General features: G+C 38.7%; 14 protein-coding genes. 4 read left to right on the top strand and 10 right to left on the bottom strand.

Features of this window, described 5'->3' with window-relative positions; translation table 11 throughout:
- Nucleotides 1-54: 54 nt before the first annotated feature.
- The gene (gene eno / locus B5X76_RS04930; protein WP_079641801.1) at nucleotides 55-1,353 is read right to left on the bottom strand and encodes a phosphopyruvate hydratase; all 1,299 of its coding nucleotides are present in this window, start codon (nucleotides 1,351-1,353) and stop codon (nucleotides 55-57) included.
- A 307-nt stretch (nucleotides 1,354-1,660) separates the two neighbouring features.
- Between eno and B5X76_RS04935 the strand changes: the two genes are divergently transcribed.
- On the top strand, nucleotides 1,661-2,965 hold the full coding sequence (locus B5X76_RS04935; protein ID WP_079641803.1) for a DEAD/DEAH box helicase: 1,305 nt from the start codon (nucleotides 1,661-1,663) through the stop codon (nucleotides 2,963-2,965).
- On the opposite strand, the gene coaD is transcribed toward B5X76_RS04935, so the two are convergent.
- The 3 genes from coaD to B5X76_RS04950 are packed head-to-tail and all read right to left on the bottom strand — an operon-like array spanning nucleotide 2,955 to nucleotide 4,752.
- Nucleotides 2,955-3,428, bottom strand: a complete 474-nt coding sequence (gene coaD / locus B5X76_RS04940) for a pantetheine-phosphate adenylyltransferase (protein WP_079641805.1) — start codon at nucleotides 3,426-3,428, stop codon at nucleotides 2,955-2,957. The two genes, B5X76_RS04935 and coaD, sit on opposite strands and share 11 nt — an antisense overlap.
- Nucleotides 3,425-3,967: an RsmD family RNA methyltransferase gene (locus B5X76_RS04945; RefSeq protein WP_079641807.1), complete on the bottom strand. Its 543-nt coding sequence runs from the start codon at nucleotides 3,965-3,967 to the stop codon at nucleotides 3,425-3,427. The genes coaD and B5X76_RS04945 overlap by 4 nt, the downstream gene beginning before the upstream one ends.
- Nucleotides 3,958-4,752, bottom strand: a complete 795-nt coding sequence (locus tag B5X76_RS04950) for a DUF3822 family protein (RefSeq protein ID WP_079641809.1) — start codon at nucleotides 4,750-4,752, stop codon at nucleotides 3,958-3,960. The genes B5X76_RS04945 and B5X76_RS04950 overlap by 10 nt, the downstream gene beginning before the upstream one ends.
- Before the next feature lie 93 nt (nucleotides 4,753-4,845).
- On the opposite strand from B5X76_RS04950, the gene B5X76_RS04955 reads away from it, so the two are divergent.
- The 3 genes from B5X76_RS04955 (at nucleotide 4,846) to B5X76_RS04965 (ending at nucleotide 9,403) form a co-directional block, all read left to right on the top strand.
- The gene (locus B5X76_RS04955; RefSeq protein WP_079641810.1) at nucleotides 4,846-6,264 is read left to right on the top strand and encodes an ATP-dependent DNA helicase; all 1,419 of its coding nucleotides are present in this window, start codon (nucleotides 4,846-4,848) and stop codon (nucleotides 6,262-6,264) included.
- Nucleotides 6,265-6,351: 87 nt separating this feature from the next.
- Nucleotides 6,352-8,838 (top strand): S9 family peptidase, encoded by a 2,487-nt coding sequence (locus B5X76_RS04960; protein WP_079641812.1) that lies wholly within the window; start codon nucleotides 6,352-6,354, stop codon nucleotides 8,836-8,838.
- 4 nt (nucleotides 8,839-8,842) lie between these two features.
- Nucleotides 8,843-9,403: a hypothetical protein gene (locus B5X76_RS04965; protein ID WP_079641814.1), complete on the top strand. Its 561-nt coding sequence runs from the start codon at nucleotides 8,843-8,845 to the stop codon at nucleotides 9,401-9,403.
- On the opposite strand, the gene B5X76_RS04970 is transcribed toward B5X76_RS04965, so the two are convergent.
- The 6 genes from B5X76_RS04970 to B5X76_RS04995 all read right to left on the bottom strand — a co-directional run bounded on the left by B5X76_RS04970 (nucleotide 9,380) and on the right by B5X76_RS04995 (nucleotide 17,058).
- On the bottom strand, nucleotides 9,380-10,150 hold the full coding sequence (locus B5X76_RS04970; protein ID WP_079641815.1) for a hypothetical protein: 771 nt from the start codon (nucleotides 10,148-10,150) through the stop codon (nucleotides 9,380-9,382). The two genes, B5X76_RS04965 and B5X76_RS04970, sit on opposite strands and share 24 nt — an antisense overlap.
- Before the next feature lie 20 nt (nucleotides 10,151-10,170).
- Nucleotides 10,171-11,193 carry a Holliday junction branch migration DNA helicase RuvB gene (ruvB, locus tag B5X76_RS04975; RefSeq protein WP_079641817.1) on the bottom strand — a complete coding sequence of 341 codons (1,023 nt, stop codon included), beginning with the start codon at nucleotides 11,191-11,193 and terminating at the stop codon, nucleotides 10,171-10,173.
- A complete protein-coding gene (locus tag B5X76_RS04980) occupies nucleotides 11,193-11,918 on the bottom strand; it encodes a polyprenol monophosphomannose synthase (protein WP_079641818.1) in 726 nt (241 codons plus the stop codon). Before B5X76_RS04980 ends, ruvB begins: the two co-directional genes overlap by 1 nt.
- 64 nt (nucleotides 11,919-11,982) lie before the next feature.
- Entirely contained in the window at nucleotides 11,983-13,515 is a 1,533-nt protein-coding gene (locus B5X76_RS04985) for a peptide MFS transporter (RefSeq protein ID WP_079641819.1), read from the bottom strand.
- A gap of 54 nt (nucleotides 13,516-13,569) precedes the next feature.
- Nucleotides 13,570-15,363, bottom strand: coding sequence for a peptide MFS transporter (locus B5X76_RS04990; RefSeq protein WP_079641820.1), 1,794 nt, complete (start codon nucleotides 15,361-15,363; stop codon nucleotides 13,570-13,572).
- A gap of 129 nt (nucleotides 15,364-15,492) precedes the next feature.
- Nucleotides 15,493-17,058 (bottom strand): peptide MFS transporter, encoded by a 1,566-nt coding sequence (locus B5X76_RS04995; RefSeq protein ID WP_079641821.1) that lies wholly within the window; start codon nucleotides 17,056-17,058, stop codon nucleotides 15,493-15,495.
- Nucleotides 17,059-17,078: the final 20 nt, after the last annotated feature.

Below are 17,078 nucleotides of genomic sequence, written 5' to 3' on the forward strand. Positions count from 1 at the left end.
TGTAAAACAAAAGGAGACCGAGGCCTCCTTTTGTTTTACAACTAAAATACACTATTATTTTTTGATAGCGTATTTGAAATTCTTTCCAATAAATCTCGCATTTGCGCCAAGTTCCTCTTCAATACGCAACAATTGATTGTATTTTGCCATACGATCGGAACGTGAAGCAGAACCTGTTTTAATTTGACCGCAGTTCAATGCAACCGCTAAATCCGCGATTGTAAAATCCTCAGTTTCGCCCGAACGGTGAGACATTACCGAAGTATAACCACTGTTTTGCGCAAGCGTTACCGCGTTAATAGTTTCAGTCAATGACCCAATTTGATTTACTTTAACCAATATAGAATTTGCAGTATCCGAATCGATCCCTTGTTGCAAACGTTTTGTATTTGTAACAAATAAATCGTCGCCTACCAACTGAACGCGGTCACCAATTTTTTCGGTCAACAACTTCCATCCAGCCCAATCATCTTCCTGCATACCATCTTCAATCGAAATAATCGGATATTTCTCAGACAATTCTGCTAAATAAGTAGCTTGCTCTTCAGAGCTACGAATTGCACCTTTTTCACCTTCAAATTTCGTATAATCGTATTTACCGTTTACATAAAATTCAGATGCTGCACAATCCAAGGCTAAACATATATCAGAGCCAGGTGTATAACCCGCAGATTCAATCGCTTTCAAGACAGTCTCAATAGCATCCTCAGTTCCATCAAACGTTGGAGCAAAACCTCCCTCATCACCTACTGCGGTAGATAGACCGCGGTCGTGTAAGATCTTCTTCAGATTATGAAACACTTCCGTTCCCCAGCGCAATGCTTCTGAGAACGAAGGAGCACCAACTGGCATAATCATAAACTCTTGAAAAGCTATAGGAGCGTCAGAATGTGAACCACCGTTGATGATATTCATCATTGGAATAGGTAGTGTATTTGCATTAACCCCACCAATATAGCGGTATAATGGCTGACGAGATTCTTGTGCGGCAGCTTTAGCAACAGCTAAAGAAACACCTAGAATAGCATTAGCACCTAATTTACCTTTATTTTCAGTACCATCAAGATCAATCATGATCTTGTCAATCGCATTCTGTTCAAAAACATCAACCCCCTCCAAAGCTTGCGCTATTGTCGTATTAACATTTTCTACAGCCTTCAAAACACCTTTACCTAAGTATTTCTTTTTATCACCATCACGCAACTCTACGGCTTCATGGACACCTGTAGAAGCTCCAGAAGGAACAGCAGCTCTACCCACAAAACCATTTTGTGTAGTAACATCAACTTCAATTGTTGGATTCCCGCGCGAATCTAAAATCTGGCGCGCATGTACATCGATAATTAAACTCATTTTCTTTTATAAGGTTATGACTTAAACACAGCTAACACTTAGTGTATTAATAACACTAATATACAACACATATTCTATAATTCAAAAATAGAAATTATATATGAAATATCCATGTGATGCAAACACCCTAAAACAAATAAAAAAACCTTCAATCGGGGAGATTGAAGGTTTTTTAACTAACCAATTATTAACCTAAATTATGAATACTAGGTAATACACAAAACCTATGCCAAAAAAGATTTCAAAGAGCAACAATAAAACGTTTTAGTAAAAAAATACATTAATCAGAAAAAAGTATCTTTGTAGCATGGAATTGACAATGCTTTTAAAAAGACTACAGATCGAAGATCTGAACAAAATGCAAAAAGAGACGCTGTCTCAATTTAGTTCAGAACGAGATTTTATACTCCTCTCCCCAACTGGGTCGGGAAAGACATTAGCTTTTAGTCTTTTGATAGAACAGCTAATTCTAAACAAAAAAAATCAGGTGCAAGTGCTATTAGTTGTACCTACCAGAGAGTTAGCCTTACAAATTGAATCTGTTGTTAAAACAGTCATCAAAGGTCATAAAATATTGTGCTGTTATGGAGGTCACGACACCAAGATAGAAAGAAATGCACTAAAAGAAGCTCCCGCAATATTAATCGGAACCCCAGGTCGGATAATATATCATCTAGAGCGCTTTCATTTTTCGACAGATGGAATCCATACACTGGTTTTAGATGAATTTGATAAGTCTTTAGAGTTAGGCTTTCAGGATCAGCTCGCAACCATTACAACAGCAACACATGCTATTGAACGAAAGATTTTAACCTCAGCCACAAATCTGGATCAATTTCCTGACATTCTTCCATTACGTAATCCGGTCAAACTTGACTTTTTGGCAGATGCCGAGAACAAGCCTGCAATACATTTCAAAAAAACAATTTCTCCTGGCCAACATAAGTTAAAAGCATTATTTCGACTGATCTGCAGTCTAGGTAACAAAAAAATACTTATTTTTTGCAATCACCGAGAAGCTGTTGATCATATTAGTGAGTTACTAGAAGATAGAGAATTGATCCATGACATGTTTCATGGTGGATTAGAACAAAGAGATCGAGAATTAGCTATCCTAAAATTCAGAAATAATAGCAACAGAATACTTCTCACTACAGACTTGGCAGCAAGAGGGCTGGATATTCCAGAGATCGACACGATTATACACTATCAACTACCGAGCAAAGAAGACGCTTTCGTTCACAGAAATGGCCGAACAGCTAGAATGAACAATTCTGGGGAGGTAGTCATCATGTTAAAACCCGATGATAATTTCGCTTATCTTCCGGAGAATACAGAAGAAATTATATTAGAAGACGAGTATCCACTACCAGAGAACACACCATATTCCACCCTGTATATTCCATTTGGAAAAAAAGATAAGGTTAACAAAGTTGATATTGTTGGCTATATCCTTCAAATTGAAGGATTAAACAAAGATGATATTGGTTTAATTGAAGTAAAAGACAAAGAGTCCTATATCGCCGTAAAAAGAAGTATTGCTTCCACCATCATCAAGAACGGTGGAAATGGGAAAATAAAAGGTAACAAAATAAAGTTTTTTAGGACTTAGTATCCAAAAAGGCTCTTACCTCGGGGGGCACCAAACTATCGACTGGCCCTCCATTTCTTAATATATCACGTACTATAGTAGAAGATATATGCCCAGTACCACTACGACTTAGTAAAAAATAAGTTTCTATCTCTGGCGCCAATATAAGGTTATTCTGGGCTATTGCATCTTCATATTCCAGGTCTTTGGAATTTCGCAATCCCCTAAGGATAAATGTAGCACCTATACGCTTGCAATAATCTACAGTAAGACCTGAGAACAGATCAACAACTACTCTTTCTTCATTTTTATAAAGCTCCTCTATAGCTTTCTTTCGCTGATCAAAATCCATCAATCCTTTTTTCTCGGCATTAACACCGACCGCAATATATACCTTATCAAACAAAGTTAGTGAGCGATCCACCAAGTCTTTATGAGCTAACGTAAACGGATCGAATGAACCTGGAAAAACAGCTATTTTCATGAGTATGATTTTTTATAAAAGCTAAAAGAAGAATTGCCATACTTCCTAGTTTCTACGTGTAGAGGGTGATCTGCCAACTTACGCATAGACGGGTGTTCAACAACTAAAACACCACCTGGTTTCAAAAGACTATTCGACAGTATCAACTCAGGCAACTGGGGCAATTGACCAATATCGTAGGGCGGATCGGCAAAAATAAAATCAAAGGAGTCTTTACAGCTTTGAATAAATTTGAAGACATCAGCTTTACGCGTACGAATCATCTTTAGATCATGTTTTTTTGCTATCTCCTGAACATATAACAAACACTTATTATGTATATCTACCGACTGAACTCCCAAAGCTCCTCTTGAAGCCAATTCAAAAGAAATATTGCCAGTGCCACAGAAGAGATCCAAACATTCCACGGTATCCCATTCTACATATTGTTGCAATATATTAAACAAAGCTTCCTTGGCAATATCCGTTGTTGGTCTTACAGGCAAATTTGTTGGTGGATTTAGCCTAATTCCTCCTAAAGTTCCACTAATTATACGCATAGAACACTATCCGTTAAAGCATTTAATTCTTCCAGTTGACGTTCCACATCCTGATTAAGTACCGACCACTTCTCTTTTGGTTTAATCATATCGATATGATCCGTGTATCTACCCAATCGAACAAACCACTCCGAATCTTTGTTTGTACCACTCAACACAATTTTTGGAACCTTACCTTTTATAGCGAAATTTTTGAATACATTAAGTACAAAATAACTCAAATCATCTGATGTAGCCACCTCAAATGTATTATAGAGTTTTAGCTCCCCATTCATAAATAAAAAGATGTCTGCCTGATCGTCGTACAGATGCACACCTAGTACATCCCCCTGAATAGGTATATTAGACTGAGCCTGACGTATTACTACTTCAAAATTTGGGATGAAACTAGCATCCGCAAATAAATTTTTCCAACGACTATACAACAACTGATCATATTGATACAGCGCCACGACCTCTAAGCCAGCAATCTCTTTAGACATAATGCGGTTCACCTCCGAGTCCACAAAATAATTCGTATACAACTCTTTCTCTGACTCATGGTAGACTTCTGAAGGAACCCAAATTAAGCTCTGATGTGGAAGGCCGACAATTACGTTCTGAAATGGCATACTCAATATCCGCATCGCCTCAGTAGAAGGGCTGATATTATCGTAAGTCATGTAGACCAGAACTTGTTTGTCTTCATCCAACACCACGAGGTGATCATTTTGAAAATCGCTCTGAATACAAAGCGTGTATGTTGCCAGATAGTGGAGATGAAAATCGTCTGCTATATATATCATTCGTCAAAAAAAATAAAGTAAAGGTAATCCCCCTAATCAAACAAAATTAGCTTTTAGAATTGAAATGACAAACCTTTTTAGATAACTTTGAGCGTGTTCATAAACAATATTCTTCTACAGCAATTCTCTTGGCCCCCTACGGTCCAGCAAAAGGAAGTCTTCGCCCTATTGTCTGAATTTATCCATACCTTCTCCGTTGATTCCTGCTTCATACTAAAAGGGTATGCAGGTACTGGAAAAACGACAATTATCAGCGCTTTGGTCAAAAGCCTTCCAGCGGTCCGAAAAAAGACAGTCTTATTGGCTCCTACGGGTCGAGCTGCAAAAGTTATGGGTGCCTATTCTGGAAGAAACGCATTAACCATCCACAAAAAGATATATAGAAAACGAAACGTAACATCGCTCCAAATGGACTTTGAGTTGGCTGAAAACCTACATGAAGACACGCTATTTATTATCGATGAGGCCTCGATGATAACAACAGAAGGATTTACGCTGTTTTCGAATGGTTTATTCTCCGATCTGATATCCTACGTGCAATCCGGAAAAAATTGCTGCTTGATGCTAGTTGGCGATAGTGCACAGCTCCCTCCCGTAGGGCTTGCTAAAAGCCCTGCGTTAGATCGCGAATTTGTAGAATCAGAGTTCAATCTACATACCTACAACTATGAATTGACCGATGTCGTGCGACAAGACAAAAACTCCGGTATCCTATTCAATGCTACAAAAATCAGAAATGAAATCCGTTTTGACGAAGAGTCACCACAGTATACTTTTCCAAAATTCATAACTACACCATTTAAAGATATATACCGGATGAATGGCGATCGTCTAATCGAAGCATTACATTATGCCTATGATAAATATGATCCCGAAAACTGCATGGTGATATGCCGATCAAACAAATCTGCCAATCTATACAACAAACATATACGAAACCAGATACTCTTTCGCGAAGAAGAAATAACGGGTGGTGATCGGATCATGGTTGTCAAGAATAATTATTACTGGCTGCAACAACATGATGAAAGCCATACCGGCTTTATTGCCAATGGAGATATGGCTGTTATCAAAAAAGTAAGCAACCTACATGAAATACATGGATTTCGGTTTGCGGACTTATACCTTGAATTTATGGACAACAATGAAGGAGACGCAATACGCTGCCGCGTAAATTTGGACAGTCTACATGTTGATGCACCCTCCCTACCCTATGAACAACAACAGCAGCTTTACGAGTCAATTGCCAAAGATTACGAAGATATTCCTCAGAAAAAAGATCGAATGGAGGCCATTAAAAAAGACCCTTATTACAATGCTTTGCAATTAAAATTTGCCTACGCAATCACCTGCCATAAAGCTCAGGGTGGACAATGGCCATTAGTATTTGTAGACCAAGGGTACATGACAGATGAAATGCTCAACACTGAATTTTTGAGATGGTTATATACAGGGATAACCCGTGCGACAAAGGAGCTTTTTTTGGTTAACTTCAACGAAAAATTCTATTAGCTATCAAAAATATTACAGCTATCCATCGTTTCTCCCTAAATAAAAGGATATTTTAGCCTTCCTAAATTATTAACATTTTCATTTGGTATGAAGTACTATTTATTAAGCTTACTAGCATTATGTCTTAGCTTGAGTCAAGCTCAAGAAGCAAAAAATGTAGTAAAGCCCAACTATCAGCTAGCAGCTAAGTTTGCTCCAAGCAAATTAAGAAGTTTAATCTTTTCAACCGATGTAAAACCAAACTGGATTAACTACGGAGACAAATTTTGGTATGAGTATACCACGTCATCGGGCAAAAACTGGTATTTGGTGGAGCCTGCGGCAAGAAAAAAGACCAATCTTTTTGATAACTCAGAAATGGCGGCAAAAGTAACTTCTATTGTTAAAAACCCCTTTGATGCGCAACACCTCTCCTTGCAAAATCTTCGCTTTATGGACAATGAAAACCTGATTCGTTTCGAAGTACAAAGCACCAAAGACACGGTAAAGAGCAAAGAAGAAATCAAAAAGCAAACAAATAAAAGAGATACAATCAAGCAGAAAACTTTTTATTTTGAGTATAATATCATCTCTAAACAACTAAAAGAGATCAGCGATACGACCAAAGAAAAGTCAAAACCTAGTTGGGCCTCTTTCAATCCAGATACCAGTCGCGTTTATTTTGCAAAAAACTATAATCTATACTGGATGGATTATGCCAACTATTTAAAAGCATCAAAAGACGAAAAGGATTCGACCATTGTGGAGCACCAGATTACCACAGATGGTATACAATACTATGCTTGGGGAGGAGATCAATACAGCACAACAACTGCCGACAAAAAGACAAATGACGAAGAACTAAAAAAACGCAAGGGTGTACGTCTCAACTGGTCACCAAACGGAAAGTACTTTGTCGCATCCAGGAAAGATAGCCGCGACATTTCAGATTTGTGGGTTATCAATAATGTTGGAGGAAAACGTCCTACTTTGGAAACCTACAAATATCTAATGCCAGGAGAAAAAGACTCCACAGAATCTGAGCTGTTTGTTTTCGATACAAGCACACATAAAGGCAAACAGATCAATATAGCCGCTTTCAAAAACCAGACACTGAGCCTGTGGAGTAAAGATCCCAGTAAGGATAATCTTAAAGGTAAACATTACATCAACTACTGGTTAGGAAACGATCAAGAGTTCTATATAGCACGATCTAGTCGTGACCTTAAAAAGATTGATATTGTTGCCGTAGGTATTGATGGCACTACACGTACATTAGTTGAAGAACGTTCCAATGTATACCTTGACATCAAGTCACCAAAATTAGTCAACAATGGTAAGCAATTTATCCATTGGTCACAACGCGACGGATGGGGGCACTTTTACCTGTACGATATACAGGGAAAGCTTTTGCATCAAATCACTAAAGGCGATTTCCATTGCGATGAGCTAACTGCTTACCAAGAATCGACTGGGACTTTATTTTTCAAAGCCAATGGCAAAGAAAAGAATATAGACCCTTATTATACCTTCTACTATAGTGTAAATAAAAACGGTGGTTCAATAAAATTAATCACTCCTGGAGATTTTGATCATCAAGTAGAAGTTAGTGAAAGTGGGAATTACCTCGTAGATAACTTTTCACGCGTTAATACCAAGCCTGTCAGCAATTTGTATAGCGCTACAGGACAGCTGATCATGAAATTAGAAGAGGCAGACCTATCTCAACTTTTTGCGACTGGATACAAATTTCCTGAGCCGTTCAAAGTAAAAGCAGGAGATGGCATCACCGATATATACGGTGTCATGTACAAACCATTTGATTTTGACTCTACAAAAACCTACCCTATTGTACAATATGTATATCCAGGTCCACAAACAGAGGCCGTAAACAAAAGTTTTGGAAGAGGTATGGATCGCATAGATCGCTTAGCACAAATGGGATTCGTTGTTATTTCTGTTGGTAACCGTGGAGGACACCCTTCCCGTTCGAAATGGTACCACACCTACGGTTACGGAAATTTGAGAGATTACGGATTAGAAGATAAAAAAGTAGCCGCAGAACAACTTGCGAATAAATACACATTCATTGATATTAACAAGGTAGGAATCACAGGACACTCCGGTGGTGGATTTATGTCCACGGCAGCGATGTTGGTGTATCCAGATTTCTTTAAAGTAGCTGTATCTGGAGCAGGTAATCACGAGAACAACATTTATAACAGATGGTGGTCAGAGCGTCATCACGGCGTCAAAGAAGAGGTCTCCTCAAAAGGAGATACTTCTTTCAACTACCAAATTGAAAAGAACTCAGAGTTAGCAAAAAATTTAAAAGGGAAATTACTGATCGTAACCGGAGACATTGACAACAATGTCCACCCAGCTAATTCGATCAGAATGGTAGATGCCCTGATCAAAGCTAATAAACGTTTTGACTTTGTACTATTGCCCGGCCAAAGGCATGGATTCGGTGATATGACCGAATACTTCTTTTGGAAAATGGCAGACTACTTCAGCGAACACTTGTTGGGTTCATCCAATATGAACGAGGTAGATATGACCGAAATCAATAAAGAACGTCCGTTAAGACGCTAATTCGATGGACTTGATCCGATTCAATACTATTTCAGAAGCACTGTTTTCCTACGGTGCTTCTGATCTTAATGAGCAAATCTTAAATACAATATCGCTTGAGGAGCTGCTTTCACTTTGTTCTTCTCTAAATAACAGCCGTACATCCTTTCGTGCAGCTTGGGCATTAGAGCATATCCTTATCGCCAACAGAACACTACTCCTCCAACAACAACCCCAAATCCTTTACATATACTCAACTACGACCAACTGGTCTGTTTTAAGGAGTGTATCAAAGCTGGTAATCGAACTTATTAAAGAGTTAAAGCACGAGCGTAGATTACTTTCAGAAGAAGAGGAAGAAAATTTACTAGAAAAAACTTTTCAGTTATTAAGTGACATCGACTGTCCTATTGCCGTACGCTGCAACGCGTATGATATAGTCTTGGCGCTCGTACCCAAACATGAATGGCTTGCACATGAATTACGTATCCAAATACAATTTGATTTAGAGCGTAGCAGTACACCTGCACTTGCTAGCAGAGGTCTCAAGGTATTGAAGAAACTAGAACGAATACCTCGCTCCTAACGAATACATTGTATACATATCATTCTTCGTACCTATACGCTGAAAACTTTCATTATATGGTATATAACCATCTAATAAATCATTGTTGGCAAAATTAAATTGCGCATTTACCAGCGCACTCCAATAACTACCTGACTTAGAATAGCGTCTATTGATAGGAACAGCTAACCCTACATTAACAGTAGGTCTTGTGTAAGAATTAATTTTCTTTTTAAAAACTGGATTCCCTGTACCATTATCCGATTCTATCGGACCATAATGTCCAGGAGGCACCGTAACATCCATATCATTTTTACGGTACACCGAATCATAATTATTCATAACACCCAATATACCCACCCCTACATAAAATGAATTTTTCAATACATCGATTACCGATTCTTGAGAAGAACTTCCTGAGGAAAAGAATTCAAAAGGGTGAAAGGTCAATATCAATCCACCTGCCAGATAATTGTTTTTTACTTCGCGTGCGTCTATAATAGAGGCCACCGCTTCTAATGAACCGAACTGTCCTTCAATACCTGCATATAAACCCCGCTTAATCTGGTAATCACCTTTTACAAAAAAAGCCTTCCCTATAGTACTTGGTTTATCAATATCTCCATACAAATTAGTCAAACCGACCCCAGCCGACACATGGTAGCGTTTCAATTCGTTCTGCACACCAAATGGAGTTGGACACCCTTCTTGAGCTTTAGCGCCAAAAAAAACTAAGATTAAAACAAGTGAAAATAGGTTTCTTATCATTGCATCCCGTATTTGTCGTACTAAAATAAGGTATTTCCCTTATTAAAATGAATTTTCCCTAAATGTTTGTAAGCATTCTCTGTACATTCTCGACCACGAGACGTACGCATAATATATCCCTCCTGTATCAAAAAAGGTTCGTAAACCTCTTCGATAGTCCCTTCATCTTCTCCAACAGCTGTCGCGATGGTCTTAAGTCCCACAGGTCCACCTTTGAACTTATCAATAATAGTAGTAAGAATTCGATTATCCATCTCATCCAAACCATGCTCATCCACATTCAGTGCATTTAATGCATACTGAGCTATTGCTTTATCAATATCCCCATTGCCTTTTATTTGTGCAAAATCCCGAGTTCTACGCAACAAAGCATTTGCTATACGAGGTGTCCCCCTACTACGTCGTGCTATTTCGTAGGCTCCCTCTTCACTTATTGCCGCATTCAATATACTTGCCGAACGCTGAACGATAGTCGTCAAGAGTTTAGCGTCATAATACTGCAAGCGGGAATTGATGCCAAATCGCGCCCGTAAAGGAGCCGTCAACAGACCAGACCGGGTAGTCGCTCCTACCAATGTAAATGGATTTAACGATATTTGTACAGAACGTGCATTCGGCCCTGTCTCTAACATAATATCTATCTTAAAGTCCTCCATTGCGGAATACAAGTACTCTTCCACAACCGGGGACAAACGATGTATTTCATCGATAAATAAAATATCTCCTTCTTCCAGATTTGTTAGCAGGCCAGCCAAATCTCCAGGCTTATCCAAGACTGGTCCTGACGTAATCTTGATCCCTACCCCCATCTCATTTGCAATAATATGCGACAGTGTCGTCTTTCCCAACCCCGGTGGTCCATGCAACAACACATGATCCAAAGCTTCACCTCTTAATTTGGCCGCTTGCACAAAAATGGATAGATTTTCAAGAATTTTAGCCTGTCCGGTAAAGTCATCAAATGCTTGCGGACGCAAGACCCGCTCCATCTCCTTATCGGTAGGATTCATTTTTTCAGGATTCGGATCTAGATTTTCATTCATCACTTATACGGTTTAAAAATACTCTCCAACTTGAGCTGTATGACTCCAAAAAAAGCTTCCCTAAAAATTTTGGTACTCATCTTTGATACGCCCAATGTTCTATCTGTAAATATAATAGGAACTTCGACTACGTTAAAGCCATATTGTATGGCCTTAAATTTCATTTCAATCTGAAAAGCATAGCCTACAAACTTAATTTTATTAAGGTCTAATCGTTCGAGCACTTTACGGTTGAAGCAGACAAATCCGGCAGTAGCATCCTGTATATTAATACGCGTAATCAAACGTACATACACCGATGCGAAATAAGACATAAGAACCCTACTCATCGGCCAGTTGACTACATTTACACCGCGCACATACCGCGATCCGATCACCATATCCGCCCCGCTCAATGCAGCTTCACGCAAGCGGATCAAGTCTTCCGGATTATGGCTAAAATCGGCATCCATCTCAAAAATATAAGTATAACTCCGTTCTAAAGACCACCTAAATCCGTGAATATATGCAGTTCCCAAACCAAGTTTACCTCGTCTCTCCTCAATAAACAACTTTCCAGAAAACTCCGTCATCATTTTCTTGACAACATCTGCAGTACCATCCGGAGATCCATCATCCACCACTAGGATATCGAAACCTACTTCCAGTGAAAACACCTTACGGATAATTTTCTCTATATTTTCAATTTCGTTGTAAGTAGGAATTATTACGACACTATCAGCCACTATATAATACAAGTATAAAACACAAAAATAACAAATTTAACCTCAAAATACGATTGCGGACAATCTAATTGACGCCGTGCATCAAACGCTTGATATAAGGTGATAATACGATTAAGATAGCTCCTGCGATCAAAGAATATAGGCCCAATTGCTTATACCCTTCTGTATATGTAATCAGCTTATCCATCAAAGAATCTCCCTCCCTAGCTTCAGCCATATTCGCTCCTATAAGTCCAGCAACGTATTGTCCATAGGCACTAGCCAAAAACCACATTCCCATCATAATTCCCTGTAGTCTTGATGGCGATAGTTTTGTCATGATAGACAACCCGATAGGCGACAAACACAGTTCTCCCACGGTAATCACTAATAAAGCGAGTGTAAACACATCTAATGAGGTAATCCCCTCGACAGCAAAAAAACGAGTGGCATACAACACGTAAAACCCAAGCCCTAAAAAGACAAAACCTAAACCAAATTTGATAATAGTGTTCGGTTCTAGTTTTCTTTTAGACAGCCAAATCCACATCAGTCCAAAGAGCGGTGCCAGAAGAATAATAAAAAATGCTCCACCAGAATTATTAACACCATTTGGATCTAGTTTAATAATTCCACCTAGTGCCACATCATTTAGATTCTTAGCAGCAAAAATACTTAGCGAACCGCCACTTTGTTCGTAAATCCCCCAAAATACGATAGAAAACAAAATAAAAATAAGTGCAGCTATCAATTTGTGACGCTCTGCCTTTTCCACTTTACTCATTTCGAAGAACAGATAGATCAACGTCAATGGACCAATAAGGTACATGAAATAATCGGTATATTCTGTCTTAGAGACCATCACTTGAATCAAAGGCACCAATAGTAATGTACCGATGTACACCGCATATTCAGCCCATTTAGGCAATGCCTTGGTCTTAACAATCGCATCAGGATGTCCCGGTTGCAAACCAATCGGTCCCAAATGTCTTTTTGTGAACTGAAAATTAATTAAACTAACCAACATTCCTACTGCCGCCAAACCAAAAGCCACATTCCAGCGATGCGCTTCATCAATAATCGAGCTCAGCATATAGCCTTTGCCTATTGCTACACAAATATAACCACCAAGAAACGCACCTAAATTGATCCCGGCATAAAACAAAGAAAAACCAGCATCACGACGATTATCATTGTCCTTATAGAGCTCCCCTACCATAGTAGATATATTGGGTTTAAAGAACCCCGTACCTATAATAATAAAGGCTAATCCAAAAAAGAAAAACTGATGCGTATCAATCGAAAGCAAAACACTCCCTACGATCATTAATAAACCGCCCCAAAACAAGGACTTTCTAAAACCTAATATTTTGTCAGCAAACAAGCCTCCTATAAATGTGAAAGCGTAAACAAACGCCTGAGTAGCTCCGTATTGCAAATTAGCTTCCTTCTCACCAAAATTCAATTGGGTGATCATAAAGAAGACCAACATACCCCGCATTCCATAAAAACAGAATCGCTCCCACATCTCCGAGAAGAATAAACTCCATATCTGTTTTGGATATTTACCTTCAAAATTCTGAACTTCTTCTAATGTTTTTTGTGTCTCTGTTGACATGATTTTTATAGCTGATTGTAAAAAATGCCCTCCAAACTGGAAGGCATCTTAGTATTATTTTACGCCGTGCATTAATCTTTTCAGAATTGGATGTAACATCATCACAAGCAATCCTGCTACAATCGGAACTATTGTAAATATCAAAAAGAATGTACTCAGAGAGTATTCCTTGGTAATATTTTCAATTTCTCCTCCCAATATCGCAGCTAGTTTATTTCCTATTGCAATCGCTAGGTACCACATTCCAAACATGAAAGCAATCATACGGGCCGGTACTAGTTTAGATACATAAGATAGTCCTACTGGTGATAAGCACAATTCGCCAAGTGTGTGGAATAGATAAGCCAAAACCAACCAAACCATAGATACTTTTACCCCTTCTTGAATTCCGTGTGCACCGAAAGCCAATAATCCAAAACCGATTGCCATCACAATAAGTCCAAGTCCATACTTAACTGCTGCCGGGGGATTGAATTTTGAATCCCATATTTTAGAAATTGAATTCGCAAAAGTAATAATAAAGAAAGAGTTCAAAATAGAAAACCAAGATACCGTAATCTCAGATGCATCGGCAGTGAATTCTCTGTACAACATCCAGATCGCGATTCCCCAAATACCTGCAAAACAAACTGCTTGTACCACGTTAGAAAGCGGAGCTTTGCCGTAAGTCTGTTTTGTCAACTTAGCTACCACATAGGTGATTAAAGCCAAAGGAACAATCGTCAACAACATGTTTACGATATTAAAGATCGTTAATGAGTTTCCTTCCAATGTACGGTCCACATTATCGCGGGCAAAGATTACCAACGATGAAGCACCTTGTTCGAAAGACATCCAAAAGAAAATAACAAAAAACGCAAATATGATAACGGCAATCATTCGTTGCCTTACCACTTTAGTATAACGTGTCAAACGTGATATAACGACAAAGAAAAACAAAACCAATGCTGAAATAATAGCAACATTTTGTCCCGCTACAGCTCCCATTTGAAGCCCTGAAAGAATATCAATCCCAGCTATTTTAGAAAGCGGATCATTGAAGGCATAGGCCAATCCCAATAACGTCATCGCAACAATCAAGATTGTATCTAATGCCGTGAATGGATTCGGCTTATCGTCAGGGTTTGCACTTGTGCTATAAGCCTGTTTAACTGCTTCTTTCTGTTCAGCACTAGGAGGATCTCCAACTTTACCAAAGATTGGTTTAGCAAACCAGAATTGCAATGTTCCCAAAAACATGAAGACACCAGCAAGACCAAATCCCCAATGCCAGCCCACTTTTTCCGCTAAGTAACCACAAAGCATCATTCCAAAAAACGCACCTGCATTAACCCCCATATAGAAAATAGTATAAGCGCCGTCCTTTTTCTGCGGAAACTTTTTATACATCTCCGACAAAATAGAAGTCATATTTGGCTTAAAGAACCCTGTTCCAATTACCAAAGCCGCCAATCCTAAATACAGAAACAAAGGTGTATCAAAGGCCATAAACAAGTGCCCCAATGTCATGATCGCTGCTCCAATCACCACTGCAAACCGATACCCCAAAAACTTATCCGCCAAGATGCCCCCGAAAATCGGAGTAATATACAGTAACATCGCATACGTACCATACAATGCACCTGCTTGCACAGGATCCCATCCCCACCCCGAAAAAGGACTACCCGATATGATAGCCGTTGTTAAAAAGTTTATCAATAAAACGCGCATTCCATAGAAGGAAAAACGTTCCCACATCTCTGTAAAAAACAAAACAAACAATCCCGATGGATGCCCCAACACTAGACTACCGTCTATCCCCTGCTTTTCTAATTCTTCCGAAAAAGAAGCTTCCGAAACTTGACTCATACGTTATAAACTTACTTATTTAAATTAAAAACTACCAAAAATACAATTTCAACCCTAATAATATCGAACTAAAAAACAAAAGGTCCAGAATATCTATCCACTGAACCTTTTGCTTTTTATCTTGACATATTATTTTATACCGTGCATTTTTTTCTTCAACATTGGATTTAACAGCAATAAAACCAATGCTACAACGATAGGAAGTGCCGCTATAATTAGGAAGAAAACCGACATCGAATACTCTTGTGATATTTTATCAATCATTCCTCCCATTGAAGCTCCAATTTTATTTGCAATAGCCGATGCTAGGAACCAAAACCCAAAGATTAGCCCCAACATTTTTTTTGGAGACAATTTACTCACATAAGATAACCCAACAGGAGAAAGGCACAACTCACCCATCGTATGAAAAAAATAAGCCAGCACCAACCAAATCATACTTACAGCAGCAGTTTCAGCTCCTTTGGGAATAGAACTACTACCATATGCTAAAACTATAAAACCAATCCCTACCAAAATCAATCCCATAGCAAACTTTACTGGTCCCGAAGGATTCCAGACTTTCTCCCATAACTTACTGAATAAAGAAGCAAAAGTAACGATAAAGAAGGCATTCAAAATCTGAAACCAAGCTACAGTTACTTCAGTATCTATCGATGTAAATTCACGATACACCTTCCATATTCCCAATACGGCAATCGAAACAAAGGACACTAGGGTAAAAATAATGGTCAACGGATATTTATCAAAAATTTTCGCAGACAATTTCAATAAAACGAAAGTAACAGCACCAATAGGTATAATCGTTAATAATGCATCCAACCATTTAAACGTAACAGCATGTGTACCATCTAATACCCGTTGTGTATAGTTTTTAGCGAAGATAGTCATAGATCCTCCAGCCTGTTCAAATGCTAAAAAGAAAAAGATACTAGCAATCATAAGTACAGCCACAACAATGAGTCGGTCACGAACGACATGTTTAGGAGCCTCTTCTTCATCATCAACTTTTACATTTTCTTTCTTCGGTTGCTCTCCGATTACGCCAAACACCTTTTGCGCAACAAAGAACTGCAACATACCGAAGAACATAAATACACCAGCCAAACCAAAACCATAATGCCATCCTATCTTTTCACCTAAATAACCACATAACAAAGATCCAAGGAATGACCCGGCATTAATTCCCATATAAAAAATAGTATAACCGGCATCTTTTTTAGCACTGGTATTGGGATAAAGCTGTCCGACCATCGATGAAATATTGGGTTTGAACATACCATTTCCCAGGATCATAAGTCCTAGTCCCAAAAAGAAAAAGTTCTTTTCAAATCCTTCCAATGCCATAGAAGCATGTCCCAAAGTCATCAGCAATGCACCGATAAGAATTGCTTTTCGTTGCCCGGTCAACTTATCTGCTATATAACCACCAATAATCGGTGTAGCATACACCAACATCGTATACCAACCATATAGGCTCATAGCACTTTCATTCGTCCATCCCCATCCACCTTTGGCTATTTCTGAAATTAAGAATGTCGTAAGCAGGGCCCGCATACCGTAATAGCTAAAGCGTTCCCACATCTCTGTAAAAAACAACACAAATAGCCCCGCCGGATGCCCCATCACCATCTTATCATCCATCCCTCTACTGGTCAGGTGGTTAACTAACACATCATCTTTTTGTTCATTCATAATCTTAGATCAATATCAAT

The organism is Sphingobacterium nematocida, from assembly GCF_900168125.1.
Lineage (GTDB): Bacteria > Bacteroidota > Bacteroidia > Sphingobacteriales > Sphingobacteriaceae > Sphingobacterium > Sphingobacterium nematocida.